A 26808-nucleotide genomic window follows, 5' to 3' on the forward strand; every position below is an offset into this window, starting at 1 on the left:
ATCCCCGTCAGAAATGCAGCGAGGATTTTTCACTTATAGAGGGACGATTAGAAGTAGTTTTAAGTACTCTTACCAAACGAGAAGTTCACAAAAGCCTATCGTTGGGAGAGACCGCTGTTGGGGTCGACTTGGCGTAAGCCAACGAAGCGCCCCTAAGCGGGCTAGGCCCAACGCACTCTGAAGCTAAGTACAGATGGTCTTCCGGCCGTGCACAGCGACAATATAAGCACTATGCCGTCACGGCCGGAATATCCTCTGAAGCAACATTAGTAGACGAAATCAATGCAATGCAGAAAAAACAACACTACCCCTTCCGTCTCCCATACACTCCCCACGTAATCACCACGCAAACAATATAGAACACCAAAAACAGATCCAACGCCCCAACTGCCGAGCCGGTCATATGCAACGAGGTACCAAACGCTTTAGGAATAAAAAATCCGCCCACAGCGCCGATAGCAGAAATAAAGCCTAACGCCGCCGCTGAATCTGTCGCTGCTTCACGTTGGGCTTCCTGATCGCTACCGCCGCGCGCTTTCACTTTCTGTACCGTAATCAAACGGAAAATCACCGAGATCATCTGGAAAGTAGAACCGCTACCTAAACCCGCCGTCAGGAACAGCCCCATAAATACCGCAAAGAAAGCCATAAACGAGCCTGATTTGCCCTCTCCCGGTAAGGTGGTAAACAGTAAAGCAACGAAGATCGCCATAAAGATAAAGTTAATCAACGTCACCCGAGTCCCCCGAAAACGGTCGGATAACATGCCACCAACCGGACGAGCCAGCGCACCAAACAACGGGCCAAAGAACGCAAAGTGCAGAATATTTACGTCAGGAAACTGCGTTTTTGACAGCATGGCAAAACCGGCAGAGAAACCGATAAATGAACCAAAGGTTGCCAGATATAACAGACTCATCAACCACAGGTGTCCACTCTTCAACACCGGCAGTTGCTCTTTCAACGATGCTTTAGCCGCCGACAGATCGTTCATACCAAACCAGGCCGCCAGAGTAAAAACCAGCAGCAGCGGGATCCAGACAAACGCCGCATTTTGCAACCACAGCGTTTCCCCACCACCAATACTCTGACCGGCACCGCCAAACACCGCTAAGGTAACCACTAACGGGGCAACCAGTTGCATGACGCTAACCCCCAAATTACCTAAACCGCCGTTAATACCTAACGCTCCCCCCTGACGCTCCTTAGGAAAGAAGAAACTGATATTTGCCATGCTGGAAGCAAAGTTAGCGCCACCAAAACCACACAGCAAAGAGATCAACACAAAGGTATTGTAGGAAGTGGAAAGATCCTGCACCGCAATCCCCAGCCAGATACAAGGGATCACCAAAATCACGGTGCTGAACGCGGTCCAACGGCGACCGCCAAAAATAGGGATCACAAAGGAGTAAGGTACCCGCAATATGGCACCGGAAATCGAGGGCAACGCCGTTAACATAAACAACTGATCGGTGTTGAACTGAAAGCCCACTTTATTCAGATTAATGGTTACTGCGCTGAATAACATCCAGACACAAAAACCCAATAACAGGCAGGGAACAGAAATCCATAAATTACGCTGCGCAATTTTTCGGCCTGTTGTTCGCCAAAATTTCGGATCCTCCGGTTTCCAGTCCTGAATCAATGCCCGATTGTTAGGGGATTGAGTGGCAGATTGGTTATTCATATAGGCCTCTTTAGGTGAATTCAATTCAAAAATCTGCAAGCTGTTTAGCCGCTACCCTAGTACCAATTTGTCAGTTATATTTGATGCACATCAAAGGGGCTGTAGTAATATTTTAGCCTGTAAATATCTCTATCCACTTAGTGGGTATGCCATCATTCAAAGAAAACCTGTTATTTATCACCAAATTGAAAACCAGAGTGTTTGATAACCAATGCAATTTTTACCCACTCAACTATTTGGGAGTAATCCCATCTGGGTATGTGGTTTGGTGAACATTTGGTCTAAAAAGAAGCTGTGTAGATCCATTCAGGAATAATTGCATTGTGAAAAAACGTTGCCCTGTTCCCTTTTCTATTGTGAATCAGGTTATTTTGCTGCTACTGATACTTGGCCTACTGGGTATTATCAGCATGTCGATTTCCAGCTGGAGAGCTGAAGCTATTCAGGGGCATGCCCATGCCATCAATAAAGCTGGTTCACTACGGATGCAGAGCTACCGCATTCTGACCATGGTGCCACTAAACGATGAGAGCAAACGTTATTTAGATGAGTTGGAGCAGGACCAGAACAGCCCAATGCTCGAACAAACAGTAGAAAAGGAACAGCTAACCTCACAGTTAACCGCACTTAAAAACTACTGGCGCCAGCAGTTACGACCACAATTAGAACGGGCACCCAGCCCTGAACAAGCCACCGCTCAGGTTATTCAGTTCGTTCATCAGTTGGATGAGTTAGTACTGGCCATCGACCATAAAACGGAACAAAGTCTGATCGCTATTCGCCATCAGCAAATTACCTTTATTGTCCTGACACTATTGGTGATGGCCATCGCCGTCTACTATTTACGTACTCGCTTTTTACGGCCGTGGCGCAAGCTGCTGTCGATGTCCGAATCTATTGGTCATGGCGATTTCACACAGCGTTTTAATGCCATCAGCACCAATGAGATGGGAATGCTTGGCTCAACGCTGAATACTATGTCCGATGAGCTTTCGCAGATCTATTCCAGTCTGGAAAGCCGTGTTAAAGAGAAAACCGCCGAGCTACAGAATAAGAATCAGACGCTGTCATTTCTCTATCACACCAGCCAGCAGCTACATACTAACCAGCCGCTCTGCTCAAGATTACTGTCAGTATTGAATCAGTTTCAGAATATTACGCCGTTATATAACCTGCAAATCAGACTGTATGAGAATAATGATATTAATTATTTTCAACAGATTAGTAATGACGAGCTTATCCGTCCGGAGCACTGCCGTCAGGAGAGTTGCCATGCCTGTATGGCAAAACATCCCCGATACAGTGGCCCTCGTCAGACGCTAAGTTGGCGTTTAGCCGATCAGCACGGGCAATATGGACTAATATTAGCTGAGCGCCCGATTGATATTGCATTAACCGATGAGCACCAACAGCTTCTTAATATGCTTATTGACCAACTAACCAGTACACTGACACTGGAGCGGCAGTCCCACCAACGACAACAACTGCTGTTAATGGAAGAACGTTCGGCAATCGCCAGAGAATTACACGACTCTATTGCCCAGTCCCTCTCTTTTCTGAAAATTCAGGTCAGTTGTCTGCAGATGGAAAACGCCTTTCCGGAAACGAGCAGCGCCAAACGCCTGACGGAAATGCGCAATGAGCTGAACAGCGCCTACCAGCTGTTGAGGGAACTGCTCACCACCTTCCGTTTACAACTACCGGAGGCTGGACTACTGGCGGCGCTACAGGCGACGGTTCAGGAATTTAGTGAGAAATTACACTTTCCGATTACCCTCAACTATCGTCTGTCATTACATCAGGTTCCCAGCCATCAGGCGATTCATCTGATACAAATCGCCCGTGAAGCACTGAATAATATCTATAAACATGCCAACGCCACACAGGTCACCATCAACCTTGAACAACATCAGGGCACTATCCAAATGCTTATCAGTGATGATGGACGTGGACTACCGGAAGGCCACGCCCGACAAAATCACTATGGGCTGATCATCATGCGTGACCGGGCTAAAAGTCTGAACGGCAAATTTGAAATTTATAATCGACCGCAGGGAGGGGCTGAAGTCAACGTTGAATTTACCCCGCTGCCTGACGAGATGAGATTACCAGGAGCAATCAATGACTAACCAGACCGCCTCTATTTTATTAATCGACGATCATCCAATGATTCGCAACGGTGTTAAACAGTTGATTAGTATGGATACGTCCCTGAGCGTTATTGCGGAAGCCAGCAGCGGCGAACAGGGTGTAGATCTTGCGGAGCAGTACGATCCGGACCTTATCTTGCTCGATTTAAATATGCCCGGTTTGAACGGTTTGGAAACGCTGGATTTACTGCGTAAACGAGAGCTATCCGGTCGTATTGTGGTGTTTACCGTTTCCAATCATGAAGATGATATTGTCGCCGCACTAAAACGTGGTGCTGATGGCTATCTGCTAAAAGATATGGAGCCGGAAGATCTACTGGAAGCACTGCGTCAGGCAGCTACCGGTCAGATGGTATTAAGTGAAAAGTTAACGCCAATTCTGGCCGCCAGCCTGCGTACCACCCAACCTTCTGGTGAGCGCGACATACAGCAACTCACCCCTCGTGAACAGGGAATATTAAAACTGATTGCACAGGGGCTATCTAATAAACTTATCGCCCGTAAGCTGGATATCGCTGAAAGCACGGTAAAAGTACATGTGAAACATCTGCTGAGGAAAATGAAGCTTAAATCGCGGGTCGAAGCAGCGGTGTGGGTGTTGCAAGAGAAGGTGTTTTGATAGCCGGGATAATCCCTTTCCCACCACGGCCAATGGTTAGCATTGAACCATCGATTTATTCGGGTTGAGTATTTATGATGTATAATCAATAAATTGCTTATTATTAATATCAAAATACCACCCGATTAAAGGAATATCATTTAAGGAGAGGTTTAATGCTTCAATCGTTAAAACCCGGTGAGAATACCTCACTTTCTCAGGCCAAAGGACAAGTACGCGTCTCCCATACCGCTGGTGCTAATCTTGATATTAATCTAACGGCTTTTCTGGTCACTGACTCTGGAAAAGTGATTAATGATAATGACATGGTTTTCTTCAATGCTCCGCACCATGCCTCCGGAGCAGCGTCGTTTATCTCGCCCTCGACCCAAGGTTCAAGCGTAACTCACTGTATTGATTTCGATCTCTCGCGCCTTCCTGCCAATATCACGAAAATTGCGATTACGCTAACTCAGGATGGCAGCGCCGGCGGCTTCGCTTCCGTCAATAATTTGCGCGCTCAGGTGTTAACGGCTGGTAGCACGCTGGAGTTTGCTCCCGGCATATTCTCACAAGAAACAGGAATTATTGTGCTGGAACTGTACGTCCGGAACGGTCAGAACAAAGCCCGTGCCGTCTGGCAGGGATTTGCCTCCGGGCTTGCCGGATTATGTCATTTTTATGGTGTCGAAGTAGAAGAACCAATGCCGGTAGCCGTTACGGCGCCCCCTCCGGTGAACATGGAAAAGAAGCGGGTCACCTTAACCAAACCAGATAGTAGCCATAAAATCTCACTACTTAAAGGTGCCGCCGCACCTAAAAGTATCCGTGTTAGTGCAACCTGGATTGATAATGGTGATGGCAGAAAAGATAATGACGATCTGGATCTCAGAGTGGGTATTCTTCGTCCTGATGGTCAAATGTCGATTATTCAAGCTCCCGACAAGAGCGGCGCATTTAATGCCGATCCTTTTGTCTTTCATACTGGTGATGTGGTCACTGCCAGCGTGTCAGCCCCGGGATGCGAAACCGTTGAAATTAATCCGGAAATCTCTCGCTTAATGGGAGGGAAAGTTGCTCTGGTGTGTAGTGTGTACTCCGCACTCAGCAATGGTATTGTAGCCATCGCCTCACTCAAGCCCACCATGCGCATGGAATATGGCGATCAAATTGTTGACTGTGCATTTGAATTTAAAAAAGGCTTCTTCAACAGTATGGTTTATACCTATGTAATTGGTATTATTGAAATTGATCGGGATAACATTACCCTGAGACCTTCTGGCGTAACCTCCAGAGCAGGCAGTGAATCCACACCATGGCTTACCCGAACAGGCGACGAACTCACCCTGACGATGGATGGTCCTTATGTCTTTAAAGGGAAAAAAGTGTCCAGCCGAGGCAATAAACGTTACATATAATCCGTTTTCTGAGAAATGGCTGAACTAAAGCGTCCCCCAGCATAAAAAGCATTTGGTCATCCCAACCATCAGGATGACCAACGCCAAACCACTATTCAGGCCTGAGGCAACAAACCTAAACTCGCTCGATAACCATCGCAATACCCTGCCCGCCACCGATACACAACGTCGCCATACCTAATCCTTTGTCATAGCTATGTAATGCGTGAGTTAGCGTTACCAGAATACGTGCGCCGCTGGCACCAATTGGATGGCCAAGGGCAATGGCACCGCCATTGACGTTCACTTTTTCCTGATCTAAACCAAGGTCGCGACCTACCGCCAGGAACTGAGCGGCAAAGGCCTCGTTAGCTTCTATCAGGTCGATATCCGCCAGCTCTACTCCTGCCATTTTCAGCGCTTTGCGTGTAGCAGGAACCGGGCCCAGCCCCATCACATCAGGTTCCACACCGGCAGAAGCCCAGCCGCGAATACGTGCCAGTGCCGGAATACCCCGCGCTTTGGCTTCATCTTCACGCATCAGAACCAGCACCGCGGCCGCATCATTAATACCGGAAGCATTACCTGCAGTGACAGTACCGTCTGGCAGAAACGCCGGACGCAAACCCGCCAGTGATTCCATGGTGGTATCACCGCGTGGATACTCATCCTGATTAAACAGAATGGTGCCTTTGCGACTTTTGATTTCAATCGGGGTAATTTCTGCCGCAAACCGGCCGCTGCTTATCGCCGCCACTGCTTTCTGCTGAGATGCTACAGCAACCGCATCTTGCTCCTGACGGGTCAGGCCATAACGTTTAGCAATATTTTCCGCTGTGATACCCATGTGATAATCATTAAACGCACACCACAGGCCATCTTTAATCATTGAGTCAACCAGAGTGCCGTTACCCATCCGGTAACCCTGACGCGCTTTATCCAACAGATAAGGTGCGGCACTCATGTTTTCCATACCGCCGGTTACCATCACCGAGCTACAGCCTGCCAGAATTGACTGGGCTCCCAGCGCAACGGTTTTCAGACCGGAACCGCAGACTTTATTTACGCTAAACGCCGGTACTTCAATCGATAACCCTGATTTTACTGCGGCCTGACGAGCCGGATTCTGCCCCAACCCCGACTGCAAAACATTACCCAGAATTACTTCATCTACATTCAGATCGTCAGGCAGTTTGCTCAGACAGTCAGCAATCGTCGTCGCCCCTAAATCCACCGCAGGAACCGAGGCTAACGTGCCGCCAAATTTACCGATGGCGGTTCTTTTAGCCTGAACAATAACAACAGAATCTCTCATCTTAATGCTCCTCAGTTAACCTGCATTGGCCGTAATTCAGGGGAAACGGTAAAGTTGGCTTCCGTCAGCTCACGCAATTTATCTACCGTGGTGTCATTGCTGATTTCAATTAATACCATTTGCTGATTGATAAAGCTGAATACCGCCAGCTCGGTGACTACCATGCTGACTTTTCCCTGCGCGGTAAGCGGAAAATTACAGCGATGCAGCAGTTTAGCGCCGCCGTCTTTGGCGTTATGCTCCATGGCGATAATCACTTTTTTCGCGCCCACCACCAGATCCATAGCACCACCCATACCCGGCACCATTTTTCCCGGTACCACCCAGTTTGCCAGATTAGCCTGTTCATCAACCTGTAAGCCGCCCAGTACGCAGAGGTCCACATGACCGCCGCGAATCAGAGCAAATGAAAATGCGCTGTCAAACATAGCGGCGCCCGGCAACATACCGCAAGGCTGTCCACCGGCATTCACCAGATTGGGATCTTCCTGAGTTATCGGCCCCAAACCGAGAAAGCCGTTTTCCGACTGCAATGTCACATGTACATCATCCGGTAAATAATTCGCCACCTGAGTGGGCAAACCAATACCCAGATTCACCACATCACCATCTTTCAGCTCTTTAGCCACACGACGGGCAATAATTTCTTTCGCATTCATCAGTTATCCCCCTGATAAAGGTAGTCCACTAGGGCCGCAGGCGTCATAACGAAGTCGGGCTCAATATCACCAATCTCAACAATCTGGTCGCACTGGGCAACCACTTTATCGGCGGCCAGCGCCATAATCGGGTTGAAATTACGCGCCGTTAGCGAGTACAGCAGGTTACCCATACGGTCAGATTTCGCCGCCTGAAGAATTGCCAAATCCGCACGCAGCGGTAACTCCAGCAGGTAGGTGACACCATCAATCACCATCTTTTGTTTGTTTTCTTCCACCACAGTGCCAACACCGGTAGGGGTTAAGAATCCACCCAGACCAGAGCCGCCGCAGCGAATACGCTCAATCAGTGTGCCCTGAGGAACCAGTTCTACATCCAGCTCTCCGGAGATCATACGGCGTCCGGTTTCCGGGTTAGTACCAATATGGGACGCAATCACTTTCTTAACCTGACCGCTAACAATCAGCGGGCCTACACCGGTTTCGGTAAAACCGGTGTCATTACCAATAATCGTCAGATCACGCGCGCCGGACTCGAGAATTTCTGCCACCAGCAGCGCGGGTGTACCTATGCCCATAAAGCCGCCAAACATGATGGTCATGCCATCACGCAAGCTGTCGCGAAACGTTGCGGCATTAATTAACTTGTTATTCATGGTTATTCTCCTGCTGAATAACGACAACAGCGATCCCTCTACCCATTCAGACTGAGATGGGCATTTCAGGTGCTAACTATCTTTATTAATGGATGTTACGGCGGTGCAGATAACAGTGAGCACCTCACCGCCGTTGACTAAAGCTGATTAGATATCCATGTCCATGATGGCGGAGCTTAATCCTTTGCCATGCATATCCAGCGCCAGAGAGCGGGTCACTCCGCCTCCCAGTGCGCCATACATCACAAAGTTCAACGCACCAATGGCAGGCAGTTCGTAACGCACCACCTCACCTTTAACAATATCGGCAAAGTACGCTTTTACTTTTTCGGCCGTGACGGCATTTTTCAGGGTTTCATAATCATCCTGAGAGTAAGCAATCAGCGAGATATTTGAAGTATTCCCTTTATCACCGGTACGGGAGTGGGCAATTTCACGTAATTTCATGATTAGATCTCCAGATAATCAACGGTGGCCGTGGCTAAATCGCGAGAAATCAGAGTTGAATCCATCGCCAGAATCTCTTTAACCGATTTGGTTGCACCGCCGCCCCCTGCCGGGCCGTTGGTATATAGCGTTTCTACTTCATTCCCCACTTTGGCCGCTTGTGCTTTGGTGGCGCAGCGAGCTGCTACACGAGCACGCACTTCATAAGGCTGGCTGCTCTGGGATAAGGTATCGCCATGCAGTGAGTTAACCCCTATCAGGTCATAGCGCACTTCTTCCGGCTCAAAGCCGCACAGGGCAAAACGCTCTTTCACAATTTCCAGCGCCAGTTTGCCGCGCGCTACCGCCCCCGGACCCGCGTAAGAGATCTCCCCTTCGCCGATAAAACCATCCTGATAACCTACCGATACCTTCAGGGTATTGGTGCGTTCAAAGCCATTACCACCGCGAACCTCAACTCTGTCAGGTCCTGCCTGAGTGAAAGTCACATGGGAGAAATCAGCCACCACATCCGGTGTCAGATAGCGATCCGGCTGGTGAATTTCATACAGCATCTGCTCTTTACAGGTATCTACCGTTACGTTACCGCCGGAACCCGCAACTTTGGTGATAGTTGCATTACCCTGCTCGTCCACTTCCGCAATTGGGAAGCCAAGGCGAGCCAGACCTGGAACATCTTTAAACCCGGGATCAGCATAATAACCACCGGTGATCTGACCGCCACACTCCAGCAGGTGACCAATAATGGTGCCTTTGCCCAGCATTTCCCAGTTATCCGGCTGCCAGCCAAATTCATACATCATTGGTGCAAGAAACAGCGATGGATCCGAAACCCGGCCGGCAATCACAATATCCGCACCGTTATTCAGTGCCTGTACCATGGCTTCGGCACCCATATAGGCATTGGCGGAGATAATCTGTTTATTGCTCTGAGAAATCGGTTTGCCAATTTCATCCAGTTTCACATCGTTATCCATTGCCATATGCAGCACATCGTCCCCACTGACTATCGCAATTTTTAGCTTCTTAGCTCCCAGAGAACGGGCGATTTCTGCCACCAGTTTTCCGGCGTATAAAGGATTTGCCGAACCCATATTGGTAATAATTTTTATACCTTTCTCAATACAGGTTGGCAGTACTGCATGCATACGGTCTGCCAGTAATTCATTGAAGCCTTTGGTTGGATCCGCGGCCTTTTGTTTCTGACCAATGGCGATGGTGCGTTCCGCTAAACATTCAAATACCAGATACTGAATGTCACCTTTCTGAGCCAGTTCGACCGCGGGTTCGATACGGTCACCGGCATAGCCGGCTCCGCCACCAATTCTTATTGTTTTCATATCACTACACCTAATCTGACTATTTAATTAAATCGGGAATATGCCAATCATTACCGCTGCCAGCGTCATCACGATTGATGCTGCCCACAGGAAGAAGAATGAGAACTTCTGGTGTTCTCCCAAGTCGATGCCGGCTAAACCAACCAACAGGAAGGTTGCTGGGGTTAACGGGCTTACCGGGAAGCCGGTGGTCATTTGACCCAGAATAGCGGCCTGACCCATTTCCATTACCGGAACACCCAGTTCCTGACCCGCGGTTGCCATCACCGGCAGAATGCCAAAGTAGAAGGAATCCGGATCAAAGATCATGCTTAACGGCATGGCGAACAGGCCGATAATGAATGGGAAGTGAGAAGCAGACTCAGCAGGAATGTGGGTCGCCACGTAGGATGCCATCTCTTTCAACATGCCTGATTCTTTCATCACCCCGGTGAAGATACCGGCAGCAAACAGAATACCGGCCATCATCAGCGCCGATTTGGCATGAGCGTCAATACGCGCTTTTTGCTGGTCTTGTTTACGATAGTTAATCAGTAACGCAATAATGGTACCCAACATAAAGCAGATAATCGGGTCAACTTTACCGCTGATCATCGAACCCAGAACAATAATCACCAGCCCAATGTTGACCAGAAACAGGTGTGGACGGCGGATAGCAAGCTCTTCATCCGTCAGTTGCGTACCCTGATGCTGATACTCTTCTGTCGGAGCCATACCTTTGCTATAGCCCAGACGACGTTCTTCACGTTTGCCCAACAGCCAGGCGCAAACATACACAAAGGTCAGGCCGGTCAGCATGACCGGTAATACCGGCAAGAACAGGTCCATTACCGGAATTTGCAGTGATGAAGCGGCTCTCAAGGTTGGACCACCCCACGGCAGCATATTACAAACCCCTGCCGCCATAGCCACAGAACAGGCCAGAACCCGAGGGTCCATTTTCAGGCGCTTATACAGCGGCAACATTGCCGGGATAACCACCAGAAAGGTCACCGCGCCAGAACCATCCAGATGAACGATAGAGGCCAGCACTGCCGAACCTAACGTAATACGGGACGGCTTATTGCCAACCACTTTTAATACTTTATCGATAATCGGATCCAGCATGCCGGCATCGGTGAGAATGCCGAAAAACAGGATAGCAAACACAAACATACCGATAACCGGTGCAATATTTTTTACTCCCCCTACCGCAAACTTATTAACGGCAGAAACATCAAAGCCCGCCAGCAGGGCCATGACGATAGGAATGGCGATAAGTGCCGCCATCGGGGACATTTTCTTGGTCATTATTACTGCCAGTACGGCAAGAATAGTCAGTAGGCCAAACAAAGCGATCATAGATGATCTCCTATCCTTATTATTATGAGGAAACTAGAGGTAAATAAATATCGGGCTTAATCCATTATTGTTTCCACCATACTAGCGGTAATAAAAAAACAGGGAAATTCAATAAACAAATAGTGACATCCAAAAGATGAATGGTTGATTAAATAGGAATGAGGCGCTCATCACAATACAGGAAAGGCAGATAGCATATATAATAGCGCCCAGGAGAAAACAACGCCTATGAATTTATCAATCAAACAGTTTAGGGCTTTTTTAGCCTTGTGCGAACACCGTAACTTCACCCGTGCGGCGGAATCCATATTCCTTTCGCAACCGGCATTTAGTCACCTGATTTACTCTATTGAGAAGGCAGTGGGCGTACGGCTATTTGACCGCAATACTAAACGCGTTGAACTCACCGCAGACGGTATCGTATTCCAGAGTATTGCCGCCGATATGATGCGCGAATTTAATTTGGGTCTGTCGCGTTGGCATGACCATATTAATAATGAGCAATTCAAAATATCCATTGCTGCACTACCTTCGATTACCGTTAAACTGTTGCCGGATTATATTGAATATTTTAATCAGGTTGAACCTAAAGCTACCTTTGAAGTCAAGGATTTACCGTCAGACTATTGCGTTTCGGCGGTAACGAACGAGGCGGTGGAGCTGGGCGTGGTTGGCTTTTTACCCAAAGACCCAAACGTTGAAAGCCATAAGATTCATACCGAGAAGTACTTTATCGTATTTAACAAGAATCACCCCTGGCAAAAAAATCGATCATTACGTTAGAGGATATCTGCCATAACAACACTATCATTCGATTTGGGCCAACTACCAGTATTTATCAATCATTGCATGTTGATGTTATTAATAATGAAAGCGTTGAATATATTGAAATAGAACAATTAAGCACTTTATTTGGCCTGCTGCTCTCTAATTCCGGAATTACCTTTCTTCCTGAATTAACATTATATATGTTTCAGCATCCGGATATTTTAGTTAAGCCTATTAGCGGAGGTAATCTTATCCGTGAAATTTATATCATTAAGAAAAAAGATAAAGAGTTGTCAAAAATAAGCCATAAATTTTATGATTTTCTGTTGCAAACTCAGCGCATTTCTTAATAAAAAATAAAACTGCGCTATTTTATTAGCAAAATAGCTAAATGTTTATGCCGTATTTGATTATTTTTAAAATTAATTTCGTCCGCTATCGGAGTAACATCGGATGTCCCATCAATCACAATTAAAATTATTATGCCTCTTATTTGGGCTATTCACGCCCATTGCCGGATTTGCGGCAGATATCGACGGTTCAACCCTCAGCCTGGCATGGGGGATCCCGTTTGTTGGTATCTTGCTCTCTATCGCTTTATGCCCACTGTTGATTCCGACTATCTGGCACCACCATTTTGGTAAGATTACCGCCCTGTGGTCGGTACTGTTCCTGATTCCGTTTGCGATGACTTTTGGCATGGATAACAGCGTCGGGCTGGTTGCCCATGCGATGTTTGCCGAATATATTCCGTTTATTATTTTGCTGTTCTCACTGTTTACCGTTTCCGGCGGCATTCTGGTGAAAGGCAATCTGCATGGTTCTCCCGCGTTGAATACCGGGCTGTTGGCGATTGGTGCGCTGTTAGCGTCACTAATGGGAACCACCGGAGCCGCCATGCTGCTGATTCGTCCATTGATTCGTGCCAATGACAACCGTAAGCATCGGGTCCATGTGATCATTTTCTTTATCTTCCTGGTCGCCAACATTGGCGGTGGACTGACCCCGCTGGGGGATCCGCCGCTGTTTATCGGTTTTCTGAAGGGGGTCGATTTCTTCTGGACCGCACAACACATGCTAATGCCGGTGCTGATTTGTACTCTGGTGTTGCTGACGTTGTTTTATCTGGTAGATAGCTATTACTACAAACGTGAAGATGAGATCGAGCCACAGGACCCAACGCCAGATTCTAAGCTACGCCTCTACGGTAAAGTTAACTTTATTCTGCTGTTTGGCGTGGTGACCAGCGTACTGCTTTCCGGCTTCTGGAAACCGGGCATCGAATTCACCGTACTGGGTGTGCATATTGAATTGCAAAACATTACCCGCGACCTGCTGCTGTTGGTGATTGCGGGTCTATCGATGATGCTGACCGCCAAACAAATCCGTTCTGCTAACCAGTTTAACTGGGAACCCATCCTCGAGGTGGGCAAGCTGTTTGCCGGTATCTTTATCACGATTGGCCCAGTATTAGCCATTTTACGCGCCGGTCACGCAGGCCATATGGCGGGCTTAGTGTCGCTGGTTTCCGATCCTCAGGGGGCACCAATTAATGCCATGTACTTTTGGCTATCCGGTGCACTGTCTGGCTTCCTGGATAATGCACCGACCTATCTGGTGTTCTTTAACCTGGCCGCCGGTGACGCCGCAACCCTGATGGGGCCAATGCAGCAAACGCTGCTGGCAATCTCTATGGGTTCCGTATTTATGGGTGCTCTGACCTATATCGGTAATGCACCAAACTTTATGGTGAAGAGTATTGCCACTCAAAGCGGCATTAAGATGCCGAGCTTCTTCGGCTATATGAAGTGGTCGTTTGGAATACTGATACCGTTGTTTTTGGTACTGACAGTGATTTTCTTTTTGGGTTAAGCCATAAGTTGAGATTATGGGGTTATTTTTTGCCCTTCCTATCAGAGCACTGGAATTCAGCTGACGACTGAGAGAAGCCAGCACGAGCAGCATGGATGCTGCTCGAGGCACAGCGACGCCGGACAAAATTGCAGGAGCAATTTTGAACAGCACGAAGTGCTGGCCCAAAGGGCCGAGCCTCATGGATGAGGCGAGTACTCCGGCTCTGTGCCGGTGCGTTAAGGCTGAACGAAGGAGGAAGGAAGTCGCCACAACGCGGTATACCGCGTTGAACAGCGCTTGCGCTGGCCCGCAAGGGTGAATACATCATGAAATGATGTATTCATAGCGCGACCTGAATTCGTGTGCGAAGGCGCGGGGGTGCAGGGGGCGTTCGCCTTTTAACGCCCCTTGCTCGGCCACTTGCACTGTGGATGATTTGAACTCGGTACTATTAGTGGACGAAACATACTCCAGCCTAAATATTGCCTGCCTTATTCTCCAACGTCACATAATAATTCAACGCCTGATGCTCAGCAGTAAACAACTCTCCCGGCGTCAGGCCGGTAAAAAAACGACAGGTTTTAATAAAGTGAGGTTGGTCGGTGTAACCCTGTTCCAGAGCGCTGTCCAGCACCGGGTGTCCGGCCAATATCTGGCGTAGAGTATGTTGAAAACGTGCGGTGCGGCAGAAGTAGCGGGCATCAACGCCAATAAAGTGACGAATACGCCGTTCCATAGTACGAGGATTGAGTGCCAGTGCTTCACGAACCGTAGAGACATGCTCGCCATAATAGAGACGATTCGCCGCCAGTGTCATATGCGGAAGATGCATCAGGCTATCCCCCAGCATCTGTACCAACCAGCGCTCCAGCCGGTGAACCTGACTGATAAAAGGAATGCCCAACAGCAGTGGTGTCGGGTGCTTTAATCGAATATCAGCTAAAAATAACGGATTATCACTCAGTTCTTCCAGCGATAAGCCAAACAGCGGGAATGCCGTACCGCAGCGCAGGCGCGCCGAAATAAACCTGATATCTGGCTGCCCTGCGGCTGAACTTAGCCGCAGACGGCAACGGCGTGGGCTAAGCAGCACCATATCCCCCGTTTTAACCAGATAGCGGCTAGTCATAATGCCGCTCTCGGCAGCCATAACATCCAGCAGCAGATTTCCCCCCAAATTACATAGCAACTCACCGCCGGTTCCGGGAAACAGTTCCGGCAATGCCACACTGGCTGGCAAATGCCAATGCCAGTAATGCGCTATCCACGGGGATAGCGCATTACAAGGCTCTGCAGTTTGCCTCAGCATATTGGCTTACGCCCGTTTAGCATTGGCCATTGCGGTCTGTTCATCCAGACTGTCTCCGCTGCGAAATCCCAACCCCGGATGGGTATCAAAACGCACCACGCCGATTTGCATCCGCCCTCTGGCAGCCTCAACCACGCGCGCCACACCCTGATGACCAAATCCGGCACATAATTCAATGGCACTAATCCCCTCTTGATGCAATTCATCTAACAGATCGCAAGCCTGCTGGTAGCTGCTGACGGCGATAGTTTTCAGGTGAATCTTTGGCGTTTTCACCCACTCGCTATTGGTTTGTGGATCCGCATCGGGTGCAGTAAAAATAAACGCGGCTTTAAATACATCAGTCATTGAGCTATCTCCATATTAATGATGACTCGCTAACTGTATGGTTTGTGCGGTGAATAAGATTGTACCAAACCGACACTACCCATCATTTTTAAGTAATCTACGACTTATAGCGCAACGCCTCAATCAGCAATGAGAAGGCGGTGGTATGCTGCCGGCGGCTTGGATAATAGAGATAATAACCGGAGAAAGGCGCACACCATTCATCCAGTACCCGAATCAGACTGCCATTAGCAATTTCATATTTGACCGAATCTTCAGGAACAAAAGAAATCCCCAGACCAATAACTGCCGCTTCAATCCGCTGGCGCAGGGTGTTAAATGTCAGTTGTCCGTCAACCCGCACTTTTAACTCCCTGCCCTGTTTCTCAAACTCCCAGGCATAGAGCCCGCCCATGGTCGGCAAGCGCATATTGATACAGCGATGGTTTTGCAAATCTTGTGGCGTAGCGGGAATACCGTACTTCTCCAGATAAGAAGGGGAAGCTACCACAACCAGCCGGACATCCGGCCCGATGCGTACCGCCACCATATCTTTGGCTACCTGCTCACCTAAGCGAATGCCGGCATCGAAACGTCCGGCGACAATATCGGTCAGGCTGTTATCGACGGTGATCTCCACATGAATATCCGGATACTCCACCAAAAACGTGCGTAACACCGGCCAGAGTATGGAATCAACCGCATGCTCTCCGGCGGTAATGCGAATATTCCCCGCCGGACGTTCACGCATATCTCTTAGTGCATTAAGCTCATTTTCAATTTCAGCAAACTTTGGCCCCAGGCTTTCCACCAGCTTTTCACCCGCTTCGGTTGGTGCCACGCTGCGGGTAGTACGCGTTAGCAGACGAATTTCCAACCGTTCCTCCAAAGCGCGAATCGCGTGACTCAGGGCCGACTGAGACACCCCCAGTTTCGCGGCTGCTTTGGTAAAGCTCCGTTCTCTGGCAACTACCAGAAATGAGATTAGATCGTTGAAATTCTCTTTTAGCATCATGGCATCCGGCTATTTATCCGTTCGTGTTCACTCACTATATCGATTGATGAATTGAATTCATATACACATGCATATTTATCTATCTAATCTTCTGGCTAACCATTTGCTACCTTTCTATCACCGACATGATTAGTCACCCCTTCATCGCAGGAGTATAGAAAATGCAAAAACGTAAACTCGGTAATAGTGGACTGGAAGTCTCCGCCCTTGGTTTAGGCTGTATGGGGATGAGCTTTGGCTATGGCCCTGCAACAGATAAGCAGGAAATGATCTCCCTGTTACATAAAGCCGTTGATCTGGGTGTAACCTTTTTCGATACCGCTGAGGTATATGGCCCCTATACCAATGAAACGCTGTTGGGAGAAGCGCTATCGCCACTGCGGGACAAAGTCGTGATTGCCACCAAATTTGGTTTTCAGCCCGATCCTAACGGCGGCCCGGGATGGATTGGCCTTAACAGCCGACCAGAGCATATTAAGAAAGTGGCAGAAGCCTCACTTAAACGCCTGAAAACCGATGTTATCGACCTGTTTTATCAACATCGGGTTGATCCTAATGTACCGATTGAAGATGTGGCCGGTGCCGTTCAGGACCTGATAAAAGAGGGCAAAGTGAAACATTTTGGTCTGTCAGAAGCGGGAGCTGGAACCATTCGCCGTGCACACGCCGTTCAACCGGTGGCCGCATTACAGAGTGAATACTCACTGTGGTGGAGAAAACCAGAACAGGAGATCTTACCCCTGCTGGAAGAGTTAGGTATTGGGCTAGTGCCATACAGTCCACTGGGTAAAGGCTACCTCACCGGTAAAATCAATGAGAATACCCAGCTCGACAGCAGCGACTTCCGCAATACGTTGCCTCGTTTTACACCACAGGCGCTGAAGGCTAATCAGGTGCTGATTACCTTAATTCAGGATATCGCGCAGCAAAAAGGGATGACTCCGGCACAAATTGCGTTGGCGTGGCTGCTGGCGAAAAAACCGTGGATTGTACCTATTCCCGGCACCCGCAAACTGGAGCGTCTGGAGGAGAATATTGGCGCAGCTAACGCCATGTTAAGTGCCGCCGATCTGCAAGATATCGAGCGTGCAGCAGCAAAAGTTGAGCTGGTGGGTGAACGCTATCCGGAAGCATTAGAAAAGCTGACCGGACTCTGATAAATGCCCGTGGTTTATACCACGGGCAAAGCGAGATCCTGTTGATCCGCTAAACTTTAACGCGGGAGGGTATCAGAATGTCGTTATTAACTACCTCCGCCATCATCTTATCCATGCTGACATCAACCGCTTTTGCTGAACTGGAGAGAAAAATGAAAATTACACCTGCCGGCTCCCAGCCTTCACAGCCGGGTTCAGAAAATTATTTTACCGGAAGAGTGCGCATTGATGCGCCATTTCAGGGTACAGAGCCCGCCCGTATCGGGGGTGCAACAGTGACCTTTGAACCCGGAGCACGTACGGCCTGGCATACGCACCCGTTAGGGCAAACCCTGATTGTCACTCAGGGACGTGGTTGGGTACAGGAATGGGGTAGTGAAATCCGGGAGATAAATCAGGGTGATATCGTCTGGATCCCCGAGGGGGTTAAACACTGGCACGGTGCAACCCCCGACACTGCAATGACCCATATTGCCATCGCAGAATCCCTGAACGGCAGCGTCGTTGAGTGGATGGAACAGGTTACTCATCAGCAATACAGTAAATAATATTGGAGAATCTATGAACCAGGGTATTGAAGGTAAAGTGGTCGTTATTGCCGGAGCCAGCAGCGGTTTAGGTGAAGCACTGGCGCGGCGTCTGGTAAAAGATGGAGCAAAACTGGTGCTTGGTGCCCGGCGTGAAGACCGGCTGAAAAAGCTGGCCGAAGAACTGGGTTTGCCTGCTGATGCGGCAGTAAAAACCGATGTCACTCATCCGGATCAGGTACAAGCCTTGGTTGATCAAGCAATCAGATTATATGGTCGTATTGATGTTATGGTGAATAATGCCGGGCTAATGCCTCATTCGTTATTGGGGCTTGCCAAAATCGATGACTGGAATGCCATGATCGATGTGAACCTAAAAGGCGTTTTATATGGAATCGCGGCCGCACTGCCCTATATGCAAGCTCAGAAAAGCGGTCATATTATCAATACCTCTTCCGTTGCTGGCCATAAAGTTCGCCCGGGAAGTGCCGTTTATGCTGCGACCAAAAGCGCAGTTCGCGTTATTTCCGAAGGGCTACGGCAAGAAGTAAAACCCTATAATATCCGAACCACCATCATTTCTCCCGGCGCCGTGCATAGCGAGCTGGTAGACAGCATCACCGAAGCTGATGTCGCGGCAAACATTAAGCAATTCTATGACCAAACGGCTATTTCCGCAGACTCATTTGCTAACGTGGTGGCCTTTGCCATCAGCCAACCGGAAGATGTCGATATTAATGAAATCCTATTCCGTCCAACCCAGCAAGAGCTTTGATCGGGTGGTCAGCCATGAAAAATTAGGCTGAAAAAATATAACCTACCACTTCACGATTAACATAGTGCCATTCACCACCTACCCCGCAGAGATTAGATACTACGGAGTGGCTAATGATGGCACGATATCTACTCTCTCATTCGAACGTGGCGTAACCCGAACCGGTTGTCCGCCCTGATTGACCATTTGAGACTTCCAGTAAAAGCGAGGGGGTAAATCAGACGTCAGGGTAAATGAAGCCTGTTTCAGGAAGGTATAAACAAATCCTGCCAACTCAACCAGCGCAAAATCTTTACCACCACATATACGAGGCCCGTGGCTAAATGAGATACCGATGCCGCTCTCTTTATCATTAAGTGGAGAGTAATCATCATCTCTGAGGTTAAGTTCAGCCGGATTCTGGTATACGTTTTGGTTACGCATAATACCAATAAATGAAATGATGATATTTTGCTGCTCACTAATTTCGTCGTCACCAATCCTATCCTTGCCTAACGCCTGTCGAATAATGATAGGTATTGGTGGATACAGACGTAGCGCTTCAGAAATAAAGGTCATCAGCCCCGGCATTTGGCTAAGCTGTTGCCAGTTAGTCGGTTGAGGATGAGCCATCACTTCCTGATAAAGCTTTTCCTGCTGCTCAGGATGGCAAGCTAGCAGATAGCACACCCAGCTCATGGTCGCCGCCGTTGACTCTGAACCCGCGGCTAAAAACGCCATCAGTTCATCTTCCAGTACTACCTGATTTTCCGGCTCGGCTTCCGCCTGAAGAATGCGTTCTAATAGCGGATTAGTATATTTAGGATCTCTGAATATTTGCAGTTGCCCATTAACCTGACGGCGCAGTGCCCGTAGCTTAACCAACCTTCTCCGATGTTGAGTATTCAGTGTACCTGCCGGTATAAAAGAGAATTCCGAACTAAACTCCATCAGTTCTGCAATGCTATCAATATTGATACCGGACTCTTCCAGCGAAATGGGGAAGAAATTCTCAAGAAATACCGCCATGGCCATTTTACGAAATATGCCATCGTCCAGCGTTACCTGACCTTCCCGACCGCCGTTAATTAACTGTGCCAGCCCCTGCTGTGCATAATGAATAGCGAGTTTAACCGTTTGCTGATCATCAAAACGATTTAAGAATGGCTGGGTTAAATTTTTATGTAGTTTCCAGATCTGACCATTTTCAAAAAAACGCGATGCACCCAGAGCCTGTTTAAACCAGACCATATTTTTTTCATAGTTCGCATAGTTACGGCGTAAAACATACTCGGCATCCTCTCTGTTTTGCACAATCAAAGTGGGTACACCATTGAGCATAAGGGAAACATTCTTACCATTCTGCTCATCGGCTAACGAGTATAAATAATGACAAATATCCGTACTTAAGTGATGCATCTTGCCTCTTTCTTTAATAACCATATTAGATACAAGGTTTAAATTATCGACTGTCTGATTCATTCCTGACTTTCAATATAATGAGAAAATCAAACCTGTTTGAACAACTATCAAACCATAGTATTAATATGTTTTAGTTATAGCAGATCAAATAAAAACCGGATAACGAAAGAAAAAAAATCAGATTTTATTACTTAAAAAAACATCTTATTAATTAGTGTTTATGAATAATAATTCAATTAAAAATCAAAATTTTATATATAAAAACAATCACCACCAATAATATATACACACCTTATAGCTAGCCTCTTTCCTGTTTCAGCTATCTATTTTATTAGTTAACAATAAATATCAACCCTCCCACTAATACTACCGAAAATTAATGGGGGGGTTGTATATATTAAGCTTAAGATATTCTATTGAAAAACCAGTCATTGAAATCTAATCAGCGCTACCTTTTATCAATAATACTGGGGCCCATTTTAATCATGAAAAGTAACACTTTGATTCAACGGTGCGCGTCCCATCTTAAACTGATTGGCAGGAGCATTCCGATCTTCATAACCAAACGAGATACCGAACAGCAATTTATATTCTGGTGAAATGCTCAGGAACTCACGAATCGTATCGGCATAAAAGCCCAGTATGGTCTGTGGAATACCGGCTAAGCCGCGAGCAGCCAGCGACAGCAAAAAAGTTTGTCCATACATACCAATATCACCGGCCGTGCGTACATTATCGCCAAACGATGGCATAAACAGAAAAGCCGCATGGGGCGCACCATAGAAATTCAGGTTATTTTTCACTACCGCTTTTCTGGCTTCCAGATCGTCGCGAGCAATACCGATGGATTGGTAGTAAATCTTACCCTGCTGTTTTCTTCTTTCACCATAAGCACCACCAAATGCCTGCATATCAAAACTAAAGTCAGGAGAATGCAAACCTTGTGCATCAGCTTGCAGCAGGCGTTGGCTAAGGACTTCTCTCTTGGCTCCGGAAACAATATGAACGTTCCACGGCTGAGTATTACAGTTAGAGGGAGCCAGTTGAGCATCATTAGCAATACTGATTAAGGTTTCCTGGGCCAAAGGTTTAGCTAAAAAATGGCGAACAGAATGGCGGGCACGAACGGCCTGATCGAATGGAAGTAGCGTTTGCAAGAGAGTCTCCTTATGCTGATTGGCTGGTTGCTGCGCGATGGTTTACCACCGCGACCTTGTAAACGGGTTGCTATTATAACTTTCTCTAATTCAATAATAATCAGCGCTGATTTCCATATATAATGGAATAAAACGCTCGAATTGAAACAGAATAAGGGAAAATGAGGATGGACCGGTTAACTGCACTTAACGCTTTTGTCCGCACGGCCGAGCTGGGCAGTTTTGTTGCCGCAGGTCGTGCGTTAGGGCTTACCCCTTCGGCAGTCGGTAAAGCCGTAACCCGGCTGGAACAGCAGCTTGGGGTTCGTCTGTTTCAGCGCTCTACCCGTAGTATTCGCTTAACCGATGAAGGGGCGATGTTTCTCGAACGCTGCCGCCGGATCCTCGACGATCTGGATGATGCCCATGCCGCACTGACACAAACCCAGGAAGTACCCAGAGGGGTATTGCGTATCAGTGCACCTAATGTCAGCTATCACCTACTACTACCGGCACTGCCTGAATTTATTCGGCGCTACCCGGAAATAGAATTAGAGCTGGACTTTAACGATCGAATGGTTGATTTGATTGATGAACGAATTGATGTGGCCATTCGTGGCGGTGAACTGTCAGATTCCCGTCTGATGGCTCGCCCTCTGTATTTATTTCAGTTACGCCTTTGTGCCTCACCAGACTATCTTGAACGTTATGGGATTCCCACCAGTCCACAAGAACTTGAACAACATAGTGCCATTCGGTTCCGGTTTCCCAATAGCGGCAGGATGCAGCGCTGGCCATTAAAAACACCCAATGACGAATACTCATTGCGGATGAAACATATCATCACCTGCAATAATGTTGATGCGTTGCGCTCTGCCACCGTCAGCGGGCTTGGCATTGGTTGTATTCCCGATTTTATGGTGACTGAAGCACTAAGTAACGGAACCCTGTGTACCGTACTGGATGAATATATTGAAGGCCCCACTCGCTTTAGCCTGATTTGGCCGTCGAACCGGCATTTGTCGCCAAAGGTGAGGGTTTTTGTTGATTTTCTTTGTGAGTGGTTTAAGTCGGTAAATTAGCAATTGTGGATATTCCGACCGTAAAAACGATATTGCTCATATCATCTTAGTGTTCGGCCGGAAGACCATTTGTACTTAGCTACGGAGTGCTCCGGGCCTAGATTCCCTAGGGGCGCTCCGGCAGCTAAAGCTGCTACGACCCCAACGGCAATCTCTCCCTTCGATTGGCTATGCTAAAACATAAAACTGAATCATCTGGCTTCGTCAGCAATTGTGTATATTCCGGCCGTAAAAACGATATTGCTCATATCATCCTGATGCTCGGTCGGAAGACCATTGGTACTTAGCTACGGAGCGCGTCTGACGAGGCAATAAGTATGATTCACGTACAGAAATTTGCTCTCCATACGTGAATCGGGTTGGTTAAGTTTTAGAAGTCAATTTTCAACTTCGCGTAAACACCATTTGAGGTGATATCGCTGTTGTAAGCCCCGGTATATGACACGCCGAATGAAGCTGACTTGGTGATTTGTGCTTCAACACCCAGCGCGGCTCCCGCCATCGTCGACAGTTTACCGCCCTTGATATTTGCCACACCTGAATCCGCAAGATACATGGTAGCCTCTGCGGTGTTATCTCCGGCGAAGTGCATACCATAGATATCGGCCTTCACAGTCATCGGTAACTCACCAACGGTAAACGGCAGGCCGCCACGAACGCCAAAGGTGGTTACCAGCAGGTCCTGATCGTCAACTTTGGTTTTAAATGCCATATCGCTGACAGTTTCAGTGTAATCATCAGATTTGATATGCATCCAACTGAAGCCCAGATGAGGTTCGATGGAATAACTACTGGTATTCAGCCCCAAATATGCAGCTTCAGTGAAGATTTGTGCAATATCAGCATCCGCAGAAACCGAATTGCTGCCAATATCATTCACCACCACTAAATTACGTTTTGCATCCGCATCCTGATGGGTGTACATCAAACCATAACTCAGTGAAGCGACCTCAGCGAAGTTGGTGATACCGTACAAACCAAGGTGCATATCATTGCTGTCCACTTTACCATGTGTGCCACCTTTAAACTTGGTAGAACCGGTACCGAAGAACATTCCCATCTTAGTACTGGCGGCGATATCCGCTTCCACTCCAATCAGAGCCGCATAGAAATCCACATCCATATTGGACTGACCGTAATCCACCTCAGACCAACTGCCGATACCAGCCATCCACAGACGAGCGGAACCATCCGCCATTTCTACCTTACGGCCATTACCAGAACCCGCAGCCTGATCTTTAATCACCTGAGTGGTAGTCATGGAGTTTACAATGCTGGCGTTGCGCGTGTTCAGATACATATCGCTACCAAGAGAATTGAAGGTATTGCGTACCTCATCTTTAGTGGCGGTTAACAGTTTATCGTAGAGACCACCAGAGCTTAAAGCGGCAGGACTGACTGAGCGTGATGCCACTGGCGTAGCCCCTGACGCCTCAATGGCACGTGCAATTGCCCGACCGTTGCTGTGATTACCATAGCTGGCAAATGAAACATCATTATTACGACCGAACGTGGCAGTAATGGTGTTATCAGAAATCGCCAGATCGGTCTTAAAGAAAGCATAGTCCGGGGTGATTATCGCTTTATCCGCATCGGTTAAGGTATCTGCCGTCACGCTTCCCGTTGCGGTAATGCCATGCAAATAAGCATCGTTAAATACGTCCCGGCGAGTGGAACCGACGGTAATCATCGAGCCATCATTAAAGGTCAGTGCACCTACATTGACACTCTCCTCGGCACTAATCACGTAGGTACCACCGGCATTAACTTCGATATTAGCTTTATGGCTTTCCGTTGATGTCAGCTCACCTTTTAGCGTAAAGCTGTCGTTATAACTGGAAATAACCCCAAACTGGCCGCCATTGACCATCACTTTGCCATCACCAAATGATTCAGTGAAACCATATAGCGTACCGCCTTCAACCGTAGTACCGCCAGCATAGGTATTATCGCCGGTCATCACTAAAGTACCGGCCCCCTGCTTCACCAACGTCGCGGTATAGAGACCGGCATCAATTTTGGCCTGAATTGCCGCTGCACGTTTGTCGTAGTATTCCTGACGCCATTTTTCTGCATCCGCCAGATCGATAATGTGATCGGTAGGATCGCTATTGCCATCACTGACGACAAAGTCATCACCTAACTCATAATCACCACCGGCAGCAATGCCATTGGCCTGATAGGCTTGCAACCACGCCAGATCCTCTTGTTGACGCGCATCCAGCCCTTTTTGACTGATGTCATTACTCCAGACATCCAGCGGTGTAGTTGCCATGTTGTATTCAAATTTACCAAGGAACTGACCCGGACCGTACATGCCTTTATCCAGATCCGGAATACCCCAGCCGTAACGAACATCCGGTACACCATCTGCTGCCGTCCAGCCGTTTAATACGCTGCCGTCCGGATTCAGGTGGTTAGCGGTGGTAAACATCACATCACGCACCTGAATCGCACTCATATCCTGATAGCGGGACATCAGAACGCCCATCGCCCCGGCAACATGAGGTGCTGACATCGAGGTACCGGATGAATTTCCCCAACCAGCTTCGCCAGTGGTTGAATTCACTGTTGTTGAGTAAATCACACTACCCGGCGCTACCACCGTCCACCATTTGGCATCACCGGCTTCGTTCCAGGTATAAGAGAGGGCGTAATTATCGGTTCCGGTTACACGTTGTAATCCAGCCACCGCAATCCAGTGCTGTTCAGCCTCCGGATTAAAATAGGGGTAAAGGGCGCGATAGAATGGGTTCGCAAAGTCACGGTTGCCGGTGGTAAAAATCTGTACCACCGAGGTGCCTTTTACCGCATCGTAAGCTGCATCAACAAATGACGGGTTATCACCATACATTTTATTGAAATAGAAATACTCATATTCTGACTGGTTGATGTTATCTGCCGGAAGGTGAACGCCGGTATTACCGTTATCGCTTCCGGTTGTGCCCCGGTCCACAATACGGATATTGGTACCCCAGCTGTTATTGATAACTTCAGCTCCCGCATCCACCATAGCTTTCCAGCCGGTATAGAAGTACTGGTAATCCTGGAATGGGCCATAGTTGTTGCTATCGGTGCCCCCATTGTTGCCGACATAAATATCGGAACCCCAGGCTACACCGTGCATACCTTCACCATCGCGGTTAGCGCCGACGGTGCCGGTTACGTGGGTACCGTGTCCGTCATTAAGGCCTAATACCCATTCACCGGTGATATCAAAGGCTTCACCCTTTTCATAAGCACCCTGCTGGCCCTCGGTTGCTACCTGTGGGTAGCGTAAGCCAGAAGAACCGTAGACTCCCGAGGCATGAACCGCATGAAAGCGATCGCCATTCAGGTCGGAATGTTTAAACAGTAGCGCTCCGGAGTCCATTACCCCAACTCTGACGCCCTGCCCGTAATAGCCCAGCGCATAGGCACTTGAGGCTTTCATGGCCTTCAGTCCCCAATCTTTACTGTACTCCTCGGTTTCCCAGCTGGTTTTATCGCCAATTTGTCCTGTTTCGACATAAGCAGCAGAGGCACCACCGGACATGGATAACGTTGCCGCAGCAATAGCCAAAGCAACCGCAGACTTCGTTAGCCCTGTGGTTTTTTCCTGTTTTTTATGAGTAATAAGCGATTTTTGGTGAGCACTATCAAAAAATGTATCGAACATCGTATTCATATAAAAATTCCTTCAAGCGAGGCTTATATAAACGTTTCTGTTAGTGGCAACGATGCCACTTTCTATTTTGATTTAACGCGGTACCAAACTACGGCGCTAAGTTTGACCACTTATTGACTGGTTACATATTGATAAATATCAACATACTTTTTTACACTTACAGGATAGTTCTTATTTTGTGATGTGCTTCTGATATTAAA

Annotated in this window: 21 protein-coding genes and 1 pseudogene; 9 read left to right on the top strand and 13 right to left on the bottom strand. The window is 48.0% G+C overall.

Translation table 11 applies throughout. The features are described 5' to 3' along the window. Positions 1–304: 304 nt before the first annotated feature. Positions 305–1687, bottom strand: a complete 1383-nt coding sequence (locus tag EKN56_RS15015) for a NarK family nitrate/nitrite MFS transporter (protein WP_130592529.1) — start codon at positions 1685–1687, stop codon at positions 305–307. Positions 1688–2010: 323 nt separating this feature from the next. Here EKN56_RS15015 and narX point away from each other — a divergent pair, with 323 nt between their 5' ends. The 3 genes from narX to EKN56_RS15030 all read left to right on the top strand — a co-directional run bounded on the left by narX (position 2011) and on the right by EKN56_RS15030 (position 5853). Beyond that, positions 2011–3816: a nitrate/nitrite two-component system sensor histidine kinase NarX gene (narX, locus tag EKN56_RS15020; protein WP_130592530.1), complete on the top strand. Its 1806-nt coding sequence runs from the start codon at positions 2011–2013 to the stop codon at positions 3814–3816. Further along, the gene (gene narL / locus EKN56_RS15025; protein WP_130592531.1) at positions 3809–4456 is read left to right on the top strand and encodes a two-component system response regulator NarL; all 648 of its coding nucleotides are present in this window, start codon (positions 3809–3811) and stop codon (positions 4454–4456) included. The genes narX and narL overlap by 8 nt, the downstream gene beginning before the upstream one ends. Positions 4457–4611: 155 nt before the next feature. Then, positions 4612–5853, top strand: coding sequence for a TerD family protein (locus tag EKN56_RS15030; protein WP_130592532.1), 1242 nt, complete (start codon positions 4612–4614; stop codon positions 5851–5853). Between the two features lie 115 nt (positions 5854–5968). Here the strand turns inward: EKN56_RS15030 and EKN56_RS15035 are convergent, their stop codons facing one another. The 6 genes from EKN56_RS15035 to EKN56_RS15060 all read right to left on the bottom strand — a co-directional run bounded on the left by EKN56_RS15035 (position 5969) and on the right by EKN56_RS15060 (position 11590). Beyond that, positions 5969–7147 (bottom strand): acetyl-CoA C-acetyltransferase, encoded by a 1179-nt coding sequence (locus EKN56_RS15035; protein WP_130592533.1) that lies wholly within the window; start codon positions 7145–7147, stop codon positions 5969–5971. 11 nt (positions 7148–7158) lie between these two features. After that, positions 7159–7806: a 3-oxoacid CoA-transferase subunit B gene (locus EKN56_RS15040; protein ID WP_130592534.1), complete on the bottom strand. Its 648-nt coding sequence runs from the start codon at positions 7804–7806 to the stop codon at positions 7159–7161. Beyond that, the gene (atoD, locus tag EKN56_RS15045; RefSeq protein WP_130592535.1) at positions 7806–8462 is read right to left on the bottom strand and encodes an acetate CoA-transferase subunit alpha; all 657 of its coding nucleotides are present in this window, start codon (positions 8460–8462) and stop codon (positions 7806–7808) included. The genes EKN56_RS15040 and atoD overlap by 1 nt, the downstream gene beginning before the upstream one ends. A gap of 147 nt (positions 8463–8609) precedes the next feature. Next, positions 8610–8909: an AtuA-related protein gene (locus EKN56_RS15050; protein ID WP_130592536.1), complete on the bottom strand. Its 300-nt coding sequence runs from the start codon at positions 8907–8909 to the stop codon at positions 8610–8612. A gap of 2 nt (positions 8910–8911) precedes the next feature. After that, the gene (locus tag EKN56_RS15055; RefSeq protein ID WP_130592537.1) at positions 8912–10249 is read right to left on the bottom strand and encodes an acyclic terpene utilization AtuA family protein; all 1338 of its coding nucleotides are present in this window, start codon (positions 10247–10249) and stop codon (positions 8912–8914) included. Positions 10250–10276: 27 nt separating this feature from the next. Beyond that, positions 10277–11590 carry a CitMHS family transporter gene (locus EKN56_RS15060; protein ID WP_130592538.1) on the bottom strand — a complete coding sequence of 438 codons (1314 nt, stop codon included), beginning with the start codon at positions 11588–11590 and terminating at the stop codon, positions 10277–10279. A gap of 228 nt (positions 11591–11818) precedes the next feature. Here EKN56_RS15060 and EKN56_RS21315 point away from each other — a divergent pair. Next, positions 11819–12708, top strand: a pseudogene (locus EKN56_RS21315) (LysR family transcriptional regulator). A gap of 103 nt (positions 12709–12811) precedes the next feature. Next, on the top strand, positions 12812–14230 hold the full coding sequence (locus EKN56_RS15075; protein WP_130592541.1) for a sodium:proton antiporter: 1419 nt from the start codon (positions 12812–12814) through the stop codon (positions 14228–14230). A 457-nt stretch (positions 14231–14687) separates the two neighbouring features. Here the strand turns inward: EKN56_RS15075 and EKN56_RS15080 are convergent, their stop codons facing one another. From EKN56_RS15080 to EKN56_RS15090, 3 genes are all read right to left on the bottom strand, one after another. Beyond that, a complete protein-coding gene (locus tag EKN56_RS15080) occupies positions 14688–15521 on the bottom strand; it encodes a helix-turn-helix domain-containing protein (RefSeq protein WP_130592542.1) in 834 nt (277 codons plus the stop codon). Between the two features lie 6 nt (positions 15522–15527). Then, positions 15528–15869 (bottom strand): DUF6506 family protein, encoded by a 342-nt coding sequence (locus tag EKN56_RS15085; RefSeq protein ID WP_130592543.1) that lies wholly within the window; start codon positions 15867–15869, stop codon positions 15528–15530. 97 nt (positions 15870–15966) lie between these two features. Next, positions 15967–16860 carry a LysR family transcriptional regulator gene (locus tag EKN56_RS15090; RefSeq protein ID WP_130593726.1) on the bottom strand — a complete coding sequence of 298 codons (894 nt, stop codon included), beginning with the start codon at positions 16858–16860 and terminating at the stop codon, positions 15967–15969. A gap of 164 nt (positions 16861–17024) precedes the next feature. Between EKN56_RS15090 and EKN56_RS15095 the strand changes: the two genes are divergently transcribed. The 3 genes from EKN56_RS15095 (at position 17025) to EKN56_RS15105 (ending at position 19322) form a co-directional block, all read left to right on the top strand. Then, positions 17025–18020, top strand: a complete 996-nt coding sequence (locus EKN56_RS15095; protein ID WP_130592544.1) for an aldo/keto reductase — start codon at positions 17025–17027, stop codon at positions 18018–18020. Positions 18021–18097: 77 nt separating this feature from the next. Continuing rightward, complete coding sequence (locus tag EKN56_RS15100; protein WP_185955845.1) at positions 18098–18568, top strand: (R)-mandelonitrile lyase; 471 nt, start codon at positions 18098–18100, stop codon at positions 18566–18568. Positions 18569–18581: 13 nt separating this feature from the next. Further along, on the top strand, positions 18582–19322 hold the full coding sequence (locus EKN56_RS15105) for an SDR family oxidoreductase (protein WP_130592545.1): 741 nt from the start codon (positions 18582–18584) through the stop codon (positions 19320–19322). Positions 19323–19421: 99 nt separating this feature from the next. Here the strand turns inward: EKN56_RS15105 and EKN56_RS15110 are convergent, their stop codons facing one another. Together EKN56_RS15110 and EKN56_RS15115 are read right to left on the bottom strand one after the other, a co-directional pair. Next, positions 19422–20720, bottom strand: coding sequence for a cytochrome P450 (locus EKN56_RS15110; RefSeq protein WP_168189666.1), 1299 nt, complete (start codon positions 20718–20720; stop codon positions 19422–19424). A 482-nt stretch (positions 20721–21202) separates the two neighbouring features. Then, on the bottom strand, positions 21203–21880 hold the full coding sequence (locus EKN56_RS15115; protein ID WP_185955846.1) for a nitroreductase: 678 nt from the start codon (positions 21878–21880) through the stop codon (positions 21203–21205). A 167-nt stretch (positions 21881–22047) separates the two neighbouring features. On the opposite strand from EKN56_RS15115, the gene EKN56_RS15120 reads away from it, so the two are divergent. Beyond that, positions 22048–22941, top strand: coding sequence for a LysR family transcriptional regulator (locus tag EKN56_RS15120; RefSeq protein ID WP_130592548.1), 894 nt, complete (start codon positions 22048–22050; stop codon positions 22939–22941). A gap of 370 nt (positions 22942–23311) precedes the next feature. Here EKN56_RS15120 and EKN56_RS15125 read toward each other — a convergent pair whose 3' ends face one another. Continuing rightward, complete coding sequence (locus tag EKN56_RS15125) at positions 23312–26608, bottom strand: S8 family serine peptidase (protein WP_130592549.1); 3297 nt, start codon at positions 26606–26608, stop codon at positions 23312–23314. Between the last annotated feature and the right edge of the window lie 200 nt (positions 26609–26808).

The sequence above is a fragment of the Limnobaculum zhutongyuii genome (assembly GCF_004295645.1).
GTDB classification, from domain to species: Bacteria; Pseudomonadota; Gammaproteobacteria; order Enterobacterales; family Enterobacteriaceae; genus Limnobaculum; species Limnobaculum zhutongyuii.